Consider the following 15,967-nt stretch of genomic DNA (forward strand, 5'->3'; position numbering starts at 1 on the left):
CATTGATTGATTGAGCCCGCCATGCCCGAAAATACGCTACGCGCCCACGATGAACGCTTCTGGGAAACCTTTGTCGATCGGTACGATGTCGATGCCGGCGGGCCGCTCAATCTTGAAAATGGCTACTTCGCACAGATGTCGCGCACCGTAGTCGAGGAGTACCAACGCAATATCGAATTGGTCAACCGCGGCAACTCGTTGTACGTGCGCCAGCATTTTGATCTGGAACATGGCGAGGCGATTCGTCTCCAAGTGGCGAAACTGATCCATGTCCCCCCATCTACCGTGGCGCTGGCCACCAGCGCCGTGGACGCCTTGCAAACGCTGATTCGTAATTACAACGGTCTCAAGCCTGGCGACCAGGTCTTGATAAGCGATGTCGAATACGAGTCGGTCAAGAGTGCGATGCGCTGGCTGGCCCGCCAACGCGGGGCGGAGGTCATCGAGCTGGTCCACCCGCACCCCGCCAGTTTCGACAGCCTGGTCGGCACGTATCGAGAAACCTTCATTCGTTATCCCCGCCTCAAGCTGATGCCACTGACTTATGTCAACCATCTGACCGGCCTGGTAATGCCAGTCCAGGCCATTGCCGAGGCGGCTCGGGAATTCGATGTCGACATCATTCTCGATGGCGCTCACGCCTTGGGTCAGATCGAATTCGACTTGAAGAAACTCGGTATTCAATTCGCCGGGTTCAACTTGCAAAAGTGGATTGGCGGCCCCTTGGCCCTGGGCTTTCTCTATATCGCGCCACAGCGGCTGGCCGACATCGACCCGGACATGGACGAAGCCACCTATCCCGCCACCGACATACGCTCACGCACACCACACAGTACGCCCAACATCCCGGCCCTGCTGACACTGCCACTGGTCTTTGAAGAACACCGTGCGTTGGGTGGCGCATCGGCCAAAGGTGCACGACTCTGCTACTTGCGGGACATGTGGGTGAGCGCGGTGCGCGATGTGACTGGCATCGAGGTCATGACGCCGGACGACCGCCGTCTTTATTGCGGCATCACCTCGATGCGGTTTACCGCCCAAAGTGACCAGCAGGCCATGGCCGATCGACTGCTCGACGACTATGGGATTTTTACCGTGGTGCGCAAGACCAGCGTTGGGCCGTGCATTCGCATTACGCCGGGGCTGATCACCTTGGGCCGTGATATCGAGCGTTTGACCCGAGCGCTGACCGACCTGAGCCGAATCTAGTTGTGGCAAAAATACAGGCAAAAAAAAACGGCGCGCCGACCAAGCGCACCGTAAAGCCGTAGAACACCCAACGAAGTTCGGTAAGACAATCAGTCCAGCAGCGCCAGCGCCTCGGCGGTGCATTCCTGGATACGGGCCCAGTCGCCATTCTTGATCCACTCCGGATCGAGCATCCAACTGCCGCCCACGCACATCACGTTTTTCAACGCCATGTAGCTTTTGATGTTGGCCGGGCTCACGCCGCCGGTCGGGCAGAATTTCACTTCGCCAAACGGTCCGCCCAAGGCCTTGATAGCGGCAACGCCGCCGCTGACTTCGGCCGGGAACAACTTGAAGCGGCGATAGCCCAAGCCGTAGCCTTCCATGATGCCCGAGGCATTGCTGATCCCCGGCAACAATGGAATCGGACTCTGCACGCTGGCTTCCAGCAGATCTCGGGTGATGCCAGGGGTCACGATGAATTGCGAACCGGCCGCCTCAGCGGCAGCAAGCATATGGCGGTCGAGCACCGTGCCAGCGCCGGTCACCAACTCCGGGCGCTGCTCGCGCAACACCTGGATGGCCTTGAGCCCGTACTGCGAACGCAAGGTCACTTCCAGCGCCGTCAGGCCACCGGCGGCCAAGGCATCGGCCAATGGCAGGATGTCTTGTTCACGGGCGATGGTTATCACCGGCAGGATCCGCGCCTTGGCGCAGAGGCTGTCAATCAGCGTCACTTTGTCCGCCATGGAAACGGTAGGGGATGGGTTTTTCATAGCGGCTGATCCTTGGTTCATGGGCACCAGTAAATCTCTAACGTAGGTTGCAGAAACGCGCGGATCGGCATTGCTGCGACGTCGTCACCGGCCACCGCGGCGTTCAGGGTGGTCAATTTCGATTGACCGGAAATCGCCAGCACCTTGTGTTTCGCCGACGCCAGCAAGGCGCGGCTCATGGTCAGGCGCTGGTGCGGCACGGTCGGTGCGAGCATCGGCCAGCAACGGCGAGCACCCTGTTCATCCAGGGCCTTGGCCAGGTTCGGGCTGTCGGGGAACAACGAGGCGGTGTGCCCGTCATCGCCCATGCCCAATACCAGCACGTCGATAGGCGGCAACTCGGCCAACAGGCGATCGGCCTGTTCGGCTGCCGCTTCCAGGTTGGCGCTGGCACTGTAAAGGCTCAGGAACCGGGCCTTGGCGGCAGGACCCTGGAGCAGATACCGCTTGAGCAGACCGGCATTGCTGTCGGCATGTTCAACCGGCACCCAGCGCTCGTCCGCCAGGCTCACCACCACTTTCGACCAATCCAGCGCTTGCTTGGACAGGTGCTGGAAAAACGCCACCGGGCTGCGACCGCCCGAGACCACCAGGGTCGCCGTGCCATTGCCGTCGATCGCCGCGCGCAGTTGCTCGGCAACGTTCAGCGCCTGGCTTTCAGCCAACAGCACCGGGTTCTTGAACGCCAGGGCAGTGACGCCCCGGGGCAGTTTCAATTCAGATATCGCCATACCATGACCTCCCATCCCGCGTGATCAGTGCAATGGAGCTCATCGGCCCCCATGACCCAGCGGCATACGGCTTGGGCGCATCGCCAGACTTCTTCCATCCGGCGATCAACTGGTCACACCACGTCCACGCGGCTTCAATTTCATCTTTACGGACAAACAGGTTCTGATTGCCGTTCATGACTTCCAGCAACAACCGCTCGTAGGCATCGGGAATCCTTGCGCTGCGATAGGTGTCGGAGAAGTTGAGTTGCAACGGACCGCTGCGCAATTGCATGCCCTTGTCCAGGCCTTGCTCCTTGGTCATCACCCGCAAGGAAATCCCCTCGTCCGGTTGCAGGCGGATGATCAGCTTGTTGCTGATCTGCAGGCGCTGCTCGGGGGCGAAGATGTAGTGGGACGGTTCCTTGAAGTGAATGACAATCTGCGACAGCTTCTGCGGCATGCGCTTGCCGGTGCGCAGGTAAAACGGCACCCCAGCCCAACGCCAGTTGCGGATGTCGGCGCGCAGGGCGACGAACGTCTCGGTGTCGCTCTGGGTATTGGAATTGGGTTCTTCCAGGTAACCCGGGACGGCCTTGCCCTCGCTGTGGCCGGCAATGTACTGGCCGCGCACCACTTGGGTGGTCAAGCCTTCCGGACTGATCGGCGCCAGGGCCTTGAGCACCTTGACCTTCTCGTCTCGGATGCTGTCAGCGGACAGGTCGGCCGGCGGGTCCATGGCGATCAGGCACAGCAACTGGAGCAGGTGATTCTGGATCATGTCGCGCAGCTGGCCGGCCTTGTCGAAATAACCCCAACGGCCCTCGATACCGACCTTCTCGGCCACAGTGATTTCCACGTGGGAAATGTAATTCTGGTTCCACTGGGTTTCGAACAGGCTGTTGGCGAACCGCAGCGCGATCAGGTTCTGGACCGTCTCTTTGCCCAGGTAATGGTCGATACGATAGGTGCGGTTTTCCGGGAAGAATTGCGCCACGGCGTCGTTGACCTTGCGCGACGATTCCAGGTCCGAGCCGATGGGTTTTTCCAGCACGACGCGGGTATTTTCGCTCAAGCCGACTTTCGCCAGGTTTTCGCAGATAGCACCGTAGACCGCCGCCGGAGTGGCGAAATAGGCGATGACCTGCTGTGGGGTCTGGCCGACCTGCTCAGCGAGCGCAACGTAGTCATCAGCCTTGAGAAAATCCACATGCAGGTAAGTCAACCGCCCCAGGAAGCGTTCGATCACGGCTTCGTCGAGGTCTTTATCGCCGACATAACGGCGCAGCTCCGTGGTGATGAATGCCAAGTGCTGCTGCTCGCTGCCGGGTTCACGGGCCAGCGCAAAGATTCGCGTGTCCTCGTGCAGCAGGCCGGCGCCATCGAGCTGATAAAGGGCAGGAAACAGCTTGCGCAACGCCAGGTCGCCCAGCGCGCCGAACAAGGCAAAAGTGCACGGTTCAACCGTAATCGAATGCATGATGTTTGTTCTTTTATCAAGTTAAGCTACAAATACCTTTTTTCAAGGTATCACTCAAGGAAAAATGTAGTAATAACCACAACATTTTCCAAAAATACCGATTCCGAGTGGTGGTCCGTCGGAGCCATCAGTAGGATAGGCCACCGCAAAGGGTCGTATCAAAGACCCGTCTCTCTAGGAATCTTGTATGGACCGCGTGCGAAATCTACTGGAGCAAATCCAGAGTCGCCTGGAAGACCTGAACAAGGCCGAACGCAAGGTGGCCGAAGTAATCCTGCTCAACCCACAGCAGGCTACCCGCTTCAGCATCGCCGCCCTCGCCCAGGCGGCTTCGGTCAGCGAGCCGACCGTCAACCGTTTCTGTCGCTCGTTCGGTGTCAGCGGCTACCCGGAACTCAAACTGCAACTGGCCCAGAGCCTGGCCAGCGGCGCGGCGTATGTCAGCCGTGCCGTGGAAGCCGATGACAACCCGGAGGCCTACACCCGGAAAATCTTCGGCAGTGCCATTGCCTCATTGGACAGCGCCTGCCAGGCCCTTGATCCCAATTTGATCAGCCGCGCGGTGGATCTGCTGATCCAGGCCCGCCAGATCCACTTCTTCGGCCTCGGCGCCTCGGCCCCCGTGGCGCTGGATGCCCAGCACAAGTTTTTTCGCTTCAACCTGGCGGTGACCGCCCACGCCGATGTGCTGATGCAGCGCATGATCGCGTCGGTAGCTCATACCGGCGAGCTGTTCGTGATCATCTCCTACACTGGGCGTACCCGCGAGTTGGTGGAAGTAGCACGCATCGCCCGAGAGAACGGCGCTTCGGTGCTCGGCCTGACCGCCGAGGGCTCGCCGTTGGCCAAGGCGAGCACCTTGAGCCTGAACATTCCGCTGCCGGAAGACACCGACATCTACATGCCTATGACTTCACGCATCATCCAACTCACCGTACTGGACGTGCTGGCCACCGGCATGACCTTGCGCCGAGGCGTGGATTTCCAGCCGCACCTGCGCAAGATCAAGGAAAGCCTGAACGCCAGCCGGTATCCGGTGGGAGATGAGTTCAACTGACCATCCTGACCTTTCTCACGCAGGGCGTGGGAAAGGTCATCCAGAACTAAACTCCCGCCCGCGCCTGCAAACTCAAATGCGCCTGCTCCCCGGGTGCCAGGCATAGGCTCTCGGTGCCGCCACTGGCCGCTTCGACGCAAACGAACTCACTGACTTCATCCCAGCTCACCCCCAGCAATGGCCTGGTACCGGGGTGCCACACCACCGTGTCGGCGCTATCGCCGGTATCGATGCACAACTCGCGCTGCCAGGCGTGATCCTTGAGTTGCAATTCTCCCTCATGCTGGAACACCCGCTGACAGCCACCGTCAACCCGCAACTCGCCTTCCTGCTGGCAAACGGCACGGTTCAACTGGTCGTAACCGTGCGCGCCTTCGAGCCCAGACAGCGCTACCTCGCCGACGTCACCAATACGCCAATAGGCATGCAAGGCTTGGCTCAACTGGCAAGGCAGGCTGTCGTGATGCTCGGTGCTCAAGCGCAGCTCCATACCCTTGCCCAAGTCGGCATACAGATCGACTTGCCAGTCGCAAAGCTGCAATTGCCAGTGCAAGTGCACGCCATCGAGATCGCTGCTGCTCTCCAGCAGCTTCCAGTCGACCAGACGTGCCCAACCGTGGGACGGCCAGGCATTTTCGCTCGGGTGACGGCCATACCACGGCCAGCACACCGGGACGCCACCCCGTATGGCGCCGACTTGTGGCCACTTGGCCGCGCACCACAGCCAGGGTTTCTGGCCGCGCGGCTGAAAGTGCAGCAACTGCGCACCCTGGCGACTGAACACCGCCTGGCACAACGGGTGATCGATCACCAATACGTCGCGCTGCTGATAGCGCTCCCAGGCAAACACCGGACGCTCGCGCAAGGATCTGAAAAAGCGTTGTAGCGGATGCTCATGCATGGGCCGCAGTCCTGGAAATCATTCGATATTCAACTGTGTACGACTCTTCTTTTGTGGCGAGGGAGCTTGCTCCCGCTCGGCTGCGAAGCAGTCGTAAACCGGACAAATGCGGTCTGGCTGAAGCACCGCGGTGAATGGATTTGGGGTCGCTTCGCAACCCAGCGGGAGCAAGCTCCCTCGCCACAGGTTCTGCGCACGACCAAACGCCCCCCGCAAAAAAAAGCGGACAGCCTTGGCTGTCCGCAAATATGCGCACATAGAGAGGAGCTTATCGCAACAGCGTTAGAACACCGACTGAATTTTCAGACCGGCCACCAGCGCGTCATCGACTTCATCGACACCGCCTGGGTGAGTCACGTATTGCAAGTTAGGACGCACGGTCAGCCAGTTGGTGACATGGAAGCCGTAGTTGATTTCATAGTTGTACTCAGTGCTGCGCAACGGCGAGAACAGCGGATCGTCGTAGTCGCTTACACCATTGGCAACGTTGGTCAGCTCTGCGTTTTTCTTCACGTCTTCGTTGACATGGATGCGCGAGAAACCGATCCCGACGTCATCTTTAGGACGCGCATCGAACGGCCCCTTGTACACAAACATCAACGACTGGTAGTTGTCGACGACGTTGGTTTCCTTGTCATGGAAGGTGGCGTTGGCCGCGATGTTCAGGCCGCGCGTAGCGTCACCGTTGTGGGCGGTGAGCTGCTGCTGCAGGACGAACCAGTAGCCGTCCTTGCTGCTGTGGCTACGGTAGGCGTTGCCGGTGGTCGCGGCGTCATTGCCATTGTCGTCTTCGCGGACGTCATCAGCCTTGGCGGTGCTTTTGTAGTAACCGACACGGTATTCGCCCGGCAAATTGTTGATCTTCGGCGACCAGACCAATTCGACCGGAATCAAGGTGCCCTGGGTGCCGCTGCCGCTGAGCTTGTAGCGGTTGTTGTTTTCCAGCTGCGAAGGGTTCTGGTTGTAGGCGCCGATTTGCGCATACAGCTCAGGCGTAATGTTGTATTTGAACCGGATCGCCGCCTGCATGATTGGCCAGTTGTACCAGATGCCGGTGGCCCAGTTGCCTGCCTGAGAACCGCAGAAGGCCAGGTTCTGGAACTCGCAAGGGAAGGTGTTGAAGTCTTCGCCCACGCCGTAGTAACCGGCTTTGACATCCAGCTTGCTGTCGAAGTATTTCTGCTTGATCCACAACTGGGTCAGACGGGTAGTCTGCCCGCGACCCCAGACTTCCTGGGAGGAGCTGAGGGTGCCGGCACGCGGATCACCGATACGGTCGTTGGAGATGTTGCGACCATCCCGGCGAGTGAATTGAATCTTGGCTTCCGTTTCATTCCAGCCCAGCAGTTTTTCCAGGTCGAGGGCTACGCCCAAGCCAAACTGTTGGGACCAACGCGCGGTCTTGTCATCGTTGTAGCCGCCGTCGAGGTTGGCACCCATCTCACCGACGAAGTCAGCCTTGATGTCGATACCCTGCTCGATCAGCTTGGTCCGTTCACCGCCCCAGTCGCCCGTCATCCACTTCGAGTCGGCGCTGAACGCGTCGGCCGCATGGGCGCTACCGGCCAGCATCATCGCCGCAACGGCTGACAACTGGCAGATAAGCTGGGCATTGTTCTTCTTCTTCATCCCTACATCCTCGTCTTTATTGTTATTAACTGTTTTTATCTAACGCGGTTTACAACGATTGCGACGGGAGGTCCCCCACTCGTCGCAGGCTCCTGCCGAGAGCGAGCAAGCCCGCTCCGTCTTCTATTACTCATCGGCCTTTGAACTGCGCGACATTGTCGGTTCGGGCTTGCGCTTGTGGCTGGCCCGCCACGCCCAGGCGCTCGCCAGACTTGGCATCGAACAGCAACACTTTCGATGGGTCGAATTGCAGCGTCAGGGTTTCGCCCGGCGCTGGCGCAACGTCCGGTGCGAGGCGGCAGCAGACCTTGGTGTCGTTGAGGTTGACGAACACCAGGGTGTCCGGACCGGTGGGCTCGGTGACCTGGACTTCTGCCCGAATGGTCGGCAAACCGTTCGGCTCGTTTCCGGCCAGCACGATCTGCTCCGGGCGCAGGCCCAGGATCACTTCGCGATCTTCAAGGCCGGCGTCTTGCATGCCCATCGGCAACTCGCAACGGGCCTGGCCGCTATCGAGCAAAGCCAGCAGGCGACCGTCCTTGCGTTGCAGGCGCAGGGGAATGAAGTTCATCGGTGGAGAACCGATGAAACTCGCCACGAACAGGTTGGCCGGGTTGTTGTAGATGTCTTTTGGCGTGCCGAACTGCTGGATGATGCCGTCCTTCATTACCGCCACCTTATCGCCCAGGGTCATGGCTTCGATCTGGTCGTGAGTCACGTAGACCGTGGTGGTTTTCAGGCGCTGGTGCATCAGTTTCATTTCGGTGCGCATCTCGACCCGCAGCTTGGCGTCGAGGTTGGACAGCGGCTCGTCGAACAGGTAGATCTTCGGCCGCCGCGCCAGGGCCCGGCCCATGGCAACGCGCTGCTGCTGGCCGCCGGAGAGCTGGCCGGGCTTGCGGTTTAGCAGGTGTTCGATCTGCAACAGCTTGGCAACACGCGCGACTTCTTCGTTGATGTCCGCCTGCTTCATCTTGCGAATCTTCAGGCCGAACTCGATGTTCTCGCGCACGCTCATGGTCGGGTAAAGCGCGTAGGACTGGAACACCATGGCGATGTCACGATCCTTGGGGCTCATGCCGCTGACGTCCTGGTCGCCGATCATGATCGCGCCGCCGGTGATAGTCTCGAGGCCGGCGATGCAGTTCATCAGGGTGGATTTGCCGCAGCCCGAAGGGCCGACCAGGATCAGGAACTCACCTTCCTTGATCGACAATTGGATGTCTTTCAAGGTATCGGGCAGGCCCGCGCCATAGGTCTTGTTTACATTGCGAAGTTCAAGCGTAGCCATGATTACCCCTTGACCGCGCCAGCCGTGAGGCCGCGCACGAAATACTTGCCTGCGATCACATAGACCAGCAGGGTCGGCAACCCGGCGATCATCGCCGCCGCCATATCCACGTTATATTCCTTGGCCCCGGTGCTGGTGTTGACCAGGTTGTTCAGCGCCACCGTAATGGGCTGGGAGTCGCCGCTGGAGAACACCACGCCAAACAGGAAGTCGTTCCATATCTGGGTGAACTGCCAGATCAGGCAGACCATGATGATTGGCGTCGACATCGGCAGGATGATCCGCCGGAAGATCGTGAAGAAGCCCGCACCATCCAGGCGTGCGGCCTTCACCAGCGCGTCCGGGATGCTCACGTAGTAGTTACGGAAAAACAGCGTGGTGAACGCCAGCCCGTAGACCACGTGGACAAACACCAGGCCAGTAGTGGTGCTGGCCAGGCCCATCTTGCCGAGCGTGAACGAGGCCGGCAGCAGCACGGTCTGGAACGGCAGGAAGCAACCGAACAGCAACAGGCCGAAGAACAACTGCGAGCCACGGAAACGCCACATCGACAACACATAGCCGTTCAGCGCGCCGATGGCGGTGGAGATCAGCACGGCCGGAACGGTGATCTTGATCGAGTTCCAGAAGTAGCCATTGACCGTGGCCCAGGCCTTGACCCAGCCGATACCACTGACCACGGTCGGCCAGCTCAACAGGTTGCCGGTGCTGATGTCTTCCGGGGTCTTGAAGCTGGTCAACAGCATGACCACCAGCGGCACCAGGTAAAGCAATACCGCGAGGATCAGCACCGCGTAGATCGCAATGCGGCTCAGGCTGATGGAGGGTTTGGCAGCGAGACTAGTCATGACGCTTGGCCCTCAGCTCGGAATACAGATAAGGCACGATGATTGCGAGAATCGCACCGAGCATCAGGATGGCACTGGCCGAGCCCATGCCCATCTGGCCGCGACTGAACGTGAAGGAATACATGAACATGGCGGGCAGGTCCGAGGAGTAGCCCGGTCCACCGGCCGTCATGGCCGCTACCAGGTCGAAGCTCTTGATCGCGATGTGCGCCAGGATCATTACGGCGCTGAAAAACACTGGACGCAGGCTCGGCAGCACCACTTTCCAGTAGATGCGCGGCATGCTCGCGCCGTCGATCTGCGCGGCGCGGATGATCGATTGATCGACACCCCGCAGGCCGGCCAGGAACATCGCCATGATGAAACCCGAGGCCTGCCAGACCGCTGCGATCACCAGGCAGTACACCACACGATCAGGGTCGATCAGCCAGTCCAGGCGGAAGCCTTCCCAGCCCCAGTCGCGCAACAATTTGTCCAGGCCCATGCCCGGGTTGAGCAACCACTTCCAAGCGGTACCGGTGACGATCATCGAGAGCGCCATCGGGTACAGGTAAATGGTGCGGATAAAGCCTTCGCGACGGATACGCTGGTCGAGAAACACCGCCAGCAGCACGCCAATCACCAGGGTGATGCCAATGAACATGCCGCCGAAGACCGCGAGGTTCTTGCTCGCTACCCACCAGCGGTCGTTGTCCCACAGCCGCGCGTATTGCGCCAGGCCCGCCCACTTGTAAGTCGGCAGGAAGGTCGACGTGGTGAACGACAGGACGAACGTCCACAAGATGTAGCCATAGAAGCCCACCAGCACGATGAACATGCTCGGCGCCAGCACCAGTTTTGGTAGCCAGCGCTGCAATGCATCGAACGGCGAGGCCTTGCTGAATACAGCAACAGAACTCATGGGGAAATCCAAAACAGAGAATAGGGACTAAGTGCAGCTATAAGTGGCAAGCTGCAAGCTAAAGCCGGTGCACGCTTGCAGCTTGCAGCTTGTAGCTGCCTTACTTGGCCGACTGAACCGCTGCGCCAAGCTTCTTGGCGGCATCGGCAGGGTCGGCTTTCGGGTCGTTGATGTAGTTCGTCACCACGTCAAAGAACGCGCCCTGTACCGCCAGCGTGGTCGCCATGTTGTGCGCCATGCTTGGTTGCAGGCCGCCGGACTTGGCGTCCGCCAGGAAGTCCTTGGCAGCGGTCTGGGCGCACGAGTCGAAACCGTACTTGGCCATGTCGCCCAGCATGTCGTTGCGCACCGGGATCGAGCCTTTGTTGATGCTGAAGACTTTCTGGAAGTTTTCACCCAGCACGACCTTGGCGATATCTTTCTGGCCGGCAGCGGTGCCTTCGTCTTTCTGCTTGAACACCGCCAGGGAGTCGATGTTGTAGGTGAAGGCCTTGTCGGTACCCGGGAAGGCTACGCATTCGTAGTCCTTGCCGGCGACTTTCTTCGCGGCAGTCCATTCGCTCTTGGCCCAGTCACCCATGATCTGCATGCCGGCCTTGCCGTTGATGACCTTGGCCGCTTCCAGGTTCCAGTCCTGGCCCTTGCCATCAGGGTCCATGTAGGTCGCAACTTTTTTCAGCTCGGTCAGTGCCTTGACCATTTCAGGACCGGTCAGTGCCTTGTTGTCCAGGTCGACCAGTGCCTTCTTGTAGCCATCGGCGCCCATGACCGAAAGCACCACGGCTTCGAACACGGTGCTGTCCTGCCAAGGCTGGCCACCGTGGGCCAGGGGAATGAAGCCCGCGGCCTTGAGCTTGTCACCGGCCGCGTAGAATTCTTCAAGGGTGGTCGGGTTCTTGGTGATGCCGGCTTTCTTGAAGACTTCCGGGTTGATCCACAGCCAGTTGACGCGGTGGATGTTCACCGGCACGGCCACGTAGTCACCTTCGTACTTCACGGTGTCCGAGACTTTCTTGTCGAGCAGGCTGTCCCACTTTTCTTCCTTGGAGACATCTTTCAGGACGTCGGTGTCGAGCAGGCCGGTAGTCGCCCACTCCTGGATGTCAGGGCCCTTGATCTGGGCTACGCCCGGAGGGTTGCCGGCCACGGCGCGGCTCTTGAGCACGGTCATGGCAGTGGAGCCGCCACCGCCGGCGACAGCGCCGTCCTTCCAGGTAAAGCCGTCTTTTTCTACTTGGGCCTTGAGCACATCGACCGCGGCTTTTTCACCACCCGACGTCCACCAATGGACGACTTCCACGGAACCTTTCGATTCGGCGGCAAGGGCGCTGACAGGGAATGCTGCGACGGGAAGCAAGGAAGCAAGAGAAATGACAGTAGCGAGGCGAGAAATCGCATTCATCTAGAAGTACCTTTCTTGTTGTTATGCATGCAAGTCTGGTGCTTGCGCTGCATGGATTCTAATCAGGGGATATCCCTTCGCAGGTAACGAAGGGACGCGTGTATGTCACGACATGGTTACACAGGCGCAGGCGCGGATAACCGCGCCAGGGCCGACGCCATGCTGGGCGCCAGCGGGAGGCGAGGTATCAGCACCGCCTGCCAGGCGTGATAGAGGTCCGGTTTGCCCGGCCAGATGTCGGCGCTGGGGCGGTTTTGCGGGTCGAGTTCGTGGTGCCAACTGCCGTTGCAGCGGTCGATGAAATGTTTGTCACAAAATTCCCAAAAGCGCCGGTACCAGGTCTCGTATTGGACCTCGTCGGTGCGTTTGAGCAAGGCACTGGCCGCCGCTGCCGCTTCGGCATGCACCCAGTGCAGGCGATGGCGGACCACGGCACGGTTGTCCCAGTCCAAGGTGTAGACAATGCCCGGCGCACCATCGATCTCCCAACCATGGCGGCAGTTTTGCTCGAAGAGTTTTTGCGCATCCTGGACCAGCCAGCCCGGCGTCAGCATGCCGATCCGAACCCGCGCGGCTTCAAGGTGCAGCAGCAGCCGCGCCCATTCGAAACCATGCCCAGGCGTCGTGCCGTATGGGCGAAAACCGTCGGCTGGGTTGTCGTGGTTGTACTCACGCAACGGTTGCCAGTCGCGGTCGAAATGTTCCACGACCATGTGGTCGTTGGCGGCTGCATGGACATGGATCACCCGTTCGACGATGTGCAGCGCACGGGCCAGCCAGCGCGGGTCGTCGGTGGCATCGGCCAAGCCGAGAAAGGCTTCGGTGGCGTGCATGTTGCTGTTGGCGCCGCGATAGGCTTCTTCCTCGCTCCAGTCTCGGTTGAAGGATTCGCGCAGGGCGCCCTCTTCTTCGCACCAGAAATGCTCGTCGATGACCCGCACCGCTTCACTGAGCAATGCTTCGGCGCCGGGACGCTGGGCCACCACCGCGGAGCTGGCGGCCAGGGCGACGAAGGCATGCAGGTAAGCGGCTTTGCCGAGGTCGTTTTCATCGGGATTGGCCGCAGCGAACCAGCCGCCATATTCCGCATCGCGCAGCGGCCCCATAAGCGCCTGGACGCCGTGATCCACCAGCTCGGCGAACCCCGGCAGGCCCTGGATATGGGCCATGGCGAAGCTGTGGGTCATGCGCGCGGTGTTCATGGTCTCGGCCCGCGCATTGGCCGGCAGGCGACCCAGCTCATCCAGATTGCCGAAACCGTCGGGCAGTTTCGAGGCCTTGGCGAACGCCAACAGGCGCAAGCCTTCGGTGGCGAGCCATTGCTGGTGGGCAGGTGCATTCAGCCAACTGCTGAACGCCGGTTGGAAGGTATCCATCGAGGTCCCTTTTTTGTTGTTCTGACCCGGGGAGTCTAAACAAGGGAAGGCAAGCGACAGGTAACGAAAGGGACGAGTTATGTCACCGATCCGTGACATTGATAATGAACGTTCCCACGCCCTGCGCAGGAACGATCAGTCGAAACAGCCCGGCTAATCCTGGCTGCGCGGCAATTGCAATGTCACCCGCAACCCACCCTCGCGCAGGTTTTGCAGGCTCACTTCGCCGCCATGGCTGTGGGCAATATTGCGTGCGATGCCCAGCCCCAGGCCATATCCCTGCTGTTGCCCGGCCAAGCGAAAGTGCGGCTCGAAGACTTGCTCCAGGCGCTGTTCCGGCACGCCCGGGCCCTCATCGTCAACGTGCAGGACGAACGCCGTTTCGTCGTCGTCGATATGCAGATGGGCCTTCTGCCCGTATTTCAAGGCGTTGTCGATCAGGTTGCCGATACAACGCTTGAGGGCCAGCGGCTTGCCGGGATACGGGGCCAGCGCCCGGCCATCCTGTGTAACCCGGCCGTTGCCGTTGGGCGCGAGATAAGGCTCCACCAGGCAATCGAGCACATGGTTGAGGTCCACCGGCTCGATGTTTTCATGGATATCGGTGTCCTTGACGCATTGCAGCGCGCCCTTGACCAGCAGCTCCAACTCGTCCAGGTCGCGGCCGAACTTGGCTTGCAGGTTTTCGTCCTCCAGCAGCTCGACCCGCAGTCGCAGCCGGGTGATCGGTGTACGTAAATCGTGAGAGATCGCGCTGAACAACTGGCTGCGCTCGGTCAGGTAGCGGCTGATGCGCTCGCGCATGGCGTTGAAGGCGCGCCCCACTTCCACCACTTCACTGCCGCCACCCTCGGCCACGGGCTCCACTTCGGCACCCAGGGACATGTCCCGCGCCGCCCGCGCCAAGCGCTTGAGCGGCCGGCTCTGCCAATGCACCAGCAAGCCGATGAACAGCAGCAACAGGCTGCTGGTGAGCACGATGAAGCCGACCTGTTGCTTGGGCAGGTCCTGTTCTTCGAGGCTGGTATAGGGTTCGGGCAGCAGCGAGGCAATGTACAGCCATTCGCCCGGTGCCATCTGGATTTGCGTGACCAGCACCGGCGGGTTCACCGGTTCAAGGGTCAAGGCGTAATGGGCCCAAGAGCGGGGCAACTCATCGAGCTTGAGTCCGCCGTTGAAAATCCGCAGGTCTTCGGGGCTGACGAACTTGACGGAAATGTCGGCGTTGTTGCCCAGGGAACGACGCAGCACCTCGTCCACGGCCTTGAGCACAGCCAGCTTGCGCGGCGTGACCGGCAGCACGTCCATGCCCAGCGGTTTGTCGTTGAGCGTGACGACGAATCGCGTACCGCCCATGCTGCGCAACTGGTCCAGCACCAAGGGGCGGTACGCCACCGGCAGCGAACGCAGGTAGCTGACGGTGGCGGTCATCGAGTGAGCCAGGCTGCGCGCGCTGGTAACCAGGCCTTCGAGCTGGGTCGCGCGCAGTTGCGAAACCCAGATCAGGCTGGACAGCGTCTGGGCGAACAGCACCACCAGCAAGGTCAGCAGCAGCATGCGCCCCAACAGCGAGCGCGGCACGGGCACTCGCCTTGCCAGTTTTTTGATTCCGTCAATGACCATTGCTGGCAACCACACTGGCCGCCAGTTGATAACCGCTGCCACGCACCGTACGGATCAATCGTGGCGGCTTATCGGTGTCGCGCAAGCGCTGGCGCAGGCGACTCACCGCCATGTCGACAATCCGGTCCAGCGGCATGAGCTCACGTCCCCGGGTGGCGTTGCCGATGGTGTCGCGGTCGAGGATTTCCTGGGGATGGTCGAGAAACAGTTTGAGCAGGGCAAAGTCGGCGCCGGACAGAATCACTTCTTCACCATCAGCGTGGAACAGCCGATGGCTGACCATGTCCAGGCGCCACTCGTCAAAGGCCAACACTTCGCCGCCGGTGCGTTCCTGGCCGAACTGCGCCCTGCGCAACAGCGCCTTGATGCGCGCCTGCAATTCACGAGGGCTGAACGGTTTACCCAGGTAATCATCGGCCCCCAACTCCAGCCCAATGACCCGGTCGGCCTCGTCGGAACTGGCGGTGAGCATGATGATCGGCACGTGCGCCTGGCGCGGGTGCTGGCGAACCCAGCGGCAGAGGCTGAAGCCGTCTTCATCCGGCAGCATCACGTCGAGGATCACCAGATCGCTCGGCGCCTCGTTCAAGGCCTGGCGAAACCCGGCACCGTCAGGCGTGGTGCGCACCTGGAACCCCGCACGGCTGAGGTAAGTGTCCAGCAGCTCGCGAATCTCTTGGTCGTCGTCGACCAACAAAATCGATTTGTTCACTGAACTCACGGGGCATCGTCCTTGCTGTTTAGGTTGGGGCGGATTATGCCTGATGGACGGAACCTGCAAACAC

14 protein-coding genes are annotated in these 15,967 nt (G+C 60.5%); 2 read left to right on the forward strand and 12 right to left on the reverse strand.

The window, feature by feature from the left end:
• Positions 1–21 precede the first annotated feature (21 nt).
• Positions 22–1,209, forward strand: a complete 1,188-nt coding sequence (locus HU806_RS19880) for an aminotransferase class V-fold PLP-dependent enzyme (protein WP_186613567.1) — start codon at positions 22–24, stop codon at positions 1,207–1,209.
• 89 nt (positions 1,210–1,298) lie between these two features.
• On the opposite strand, the gene HU806_RS19885 is transcribed toward HU806_RS19880, so the two are convergent.
• The 3 genes from HU806_RS19885 to zwf are packed head-to-tail and all read right to left on the reverse strand — an operon-like array spanning position 1,299 to position 4,154.
• The gene (locus tag HU806_RS19885; protein WP_186613569.1) at positions 1,299–1,964 is read right to left on the reverse strand and encodes a bifunctional 4-hydroxy-2-oxoglutarate aldolase/2-dehydro-3-deoxy-phosphogluconate aldolase; all 666 of its coding nucleotides are present in this window, start codon (positions 1,962–1,964) and stop codon (positions 1,299–1,301) included.
• Between the two features lie 17 nt (positions 1,965–1,981).
• Positions 1,982–2,695 (reverse strand): 6-phosphogluconolactonase, encoded by a 714-nt coding sequence (pgl, locus tag HU806_RS19890; RefSeq protein ID WP_186613571.1) that lies wholly within the window; start codon positions 2,693–2,695, stop codon positions 1,982–1,984.
• A complete protein-coding gene (zwf, locus tag HU806_RS19895) occupies positions 2,682–4,154 on the reverse strand; it encodes a glucose-6-phosphate dehydrogenase (RefSeq protein WP_186613573.1) in 1,473 nt (490 codons plus the stop codon). The genes pgl and zwf overlap by 14 nt, the downstream gene beginning before the upstream one ends.
• A gap of 196 nt (positions 4,155–4,350) precedes the next feature.
• Between zwf and HU806_RS19900 the strand changes: the two genes are divergently transcribed.
• Positions 4,351–5,211 (forward strand): MurR/RpiR family transcriptional regulator, encoded by an 861-nt coding sequence (locus tag HU806_RS19900; protein WP_171061416.1) that lies wholly within the window; start codon positions 4,351–4,353, stop codon positions 5,209–5,211.
• 46 nt (positions 5,212–5,257) lie between these two features.
• Here the strand turns inward: HU806_RS19900 and HU806_RS19905 are convergent, their stop codons facing one another.
• The 9 genes from HU806_RS19905 to HU806_RS19945 all read right to left on the reverse strand — a co-directional run bounded on the left by HU806_RS19905 (position 5,258) and on the right by HU806_RS19945 (position 15,903).
• Entirely contained in the window at positions 5,258–6,112 is an 855-nt protein-coding gene (locus HU806_RS19905; protein WP_186613575.1) for a D-hexose-6-phosphate mutarotase, read from the reverse strand.
• 282 nt (positions 6,113–6,394) lie between these two features.
• The gene (locus HU806_RS19910) at positions 6,395–7,741 is read right to left on the reverse strand and encodes a carbohydrate porin (protein ID WP_186613577.1); all 1,347 of its coding nucleotides are present in this window, start codon (positions 7,739–7,741) and stop codon (positions 6,395–6,397) included.
• A gap of 130 nt (positions 7,742–7,871) precedes the next feature.
• Positions 7,872–9,032, reverse strand: coding sequence for an ABC transporter ATP-binding protein (locus HU806_RS19915; RefSeq protein WP_186613579.1), 1,161 nt, complete (start codon positions 9,030–9,032; stop codon positions 7,872–7,874).
• 2 nt (positions 9,033–9,034) lie between these two features.
• Positions 9,035–9,880 carry a carbohydrate ABC transporter permease gene (locus HU806_RS19920; RefSeq protein WP_030139359.1) on the reverse strand — a complete coding sequence of 282 codons (846 nt, stop codon included), beginning with the start codon at positions 9,878–9,880 and terminating at the stop codon, positions 9,035–9,037.
• Positions 9,873–10,781: a carbohydrate ABC transporter permease gene (locus tag HU806_RS19925; RefSeq protein ID WP_030139360.1), complete on the reverse strand. Its 909-nt coding sequence runs from the start codon at positions 10,779–10,781 to the stop codon at positions 9,873–9,875. Before HU806_RS19925 ends, HU806_RS19920 begins: the two co-directional genes overlap by 8 nt.
• Positions 10,782–10,881: 100 nt before the next feature.
• Positions 10,882–12,183 carry an ABC transporter substrate-binding protein gene (locus tag HU806_RS19930; protein WP_186613581.1) on the reverse strand — a complete coding sequence of 434 codons (1,302 nt, stop codon included), beginning with the start codon at positions 12,181–12,183 and terminating at the stop codon, positions 10,882–10,884.
• Between the two features lie 116 nt (positions 12,184–12,299).
• Positions 12,300–13,559: a D-mannose isomerase gene (locus tag HU806_RS19935; protein ID WP_186613583.1), complete on the reverse strand. Its 1,260-nt coding sequence runs from the start codon at positions 13,557–13,559 to the stop codon at positions 12,300–12,302.
• Positions 13,560–13,712: 153 nt separating this feature from the next.
• Entirely contained in the window at positions 13,713–15,182 is a 1,470-nt protein-coding gene (locus tag HU806_RS19940) for an ATP-binding protein (protein WP_186613585.1), read from the reverse strand.
• A complete protein-coding gene (locus tag HU806_RS19945) occupies positions 15,172–15,903 on the reverse strand; it encodes a response regulator (protein WP_186613587.1) in 732 nt (243 codons plus the stop codon). The genes HU806_RS19940 and HU806_RS19945 overlap by 11 nt, the downstream gene beginning before the upstream one ends.
• Between the last annotated feature and the right edge of the window lie 64 nt (positions 15,904–15,967).

It is taken from the genome of Pseudomonas sp. SWRI154 (assembly GCF_014268645.1).
Classification (GTDB): Bacteria; Pseudomonadota; Gammaproteobacteria; order Pseudomonadales; family Pseudomonadaceae; genus Aquipseudomonas; species Aquipseudomonas marvdashtae.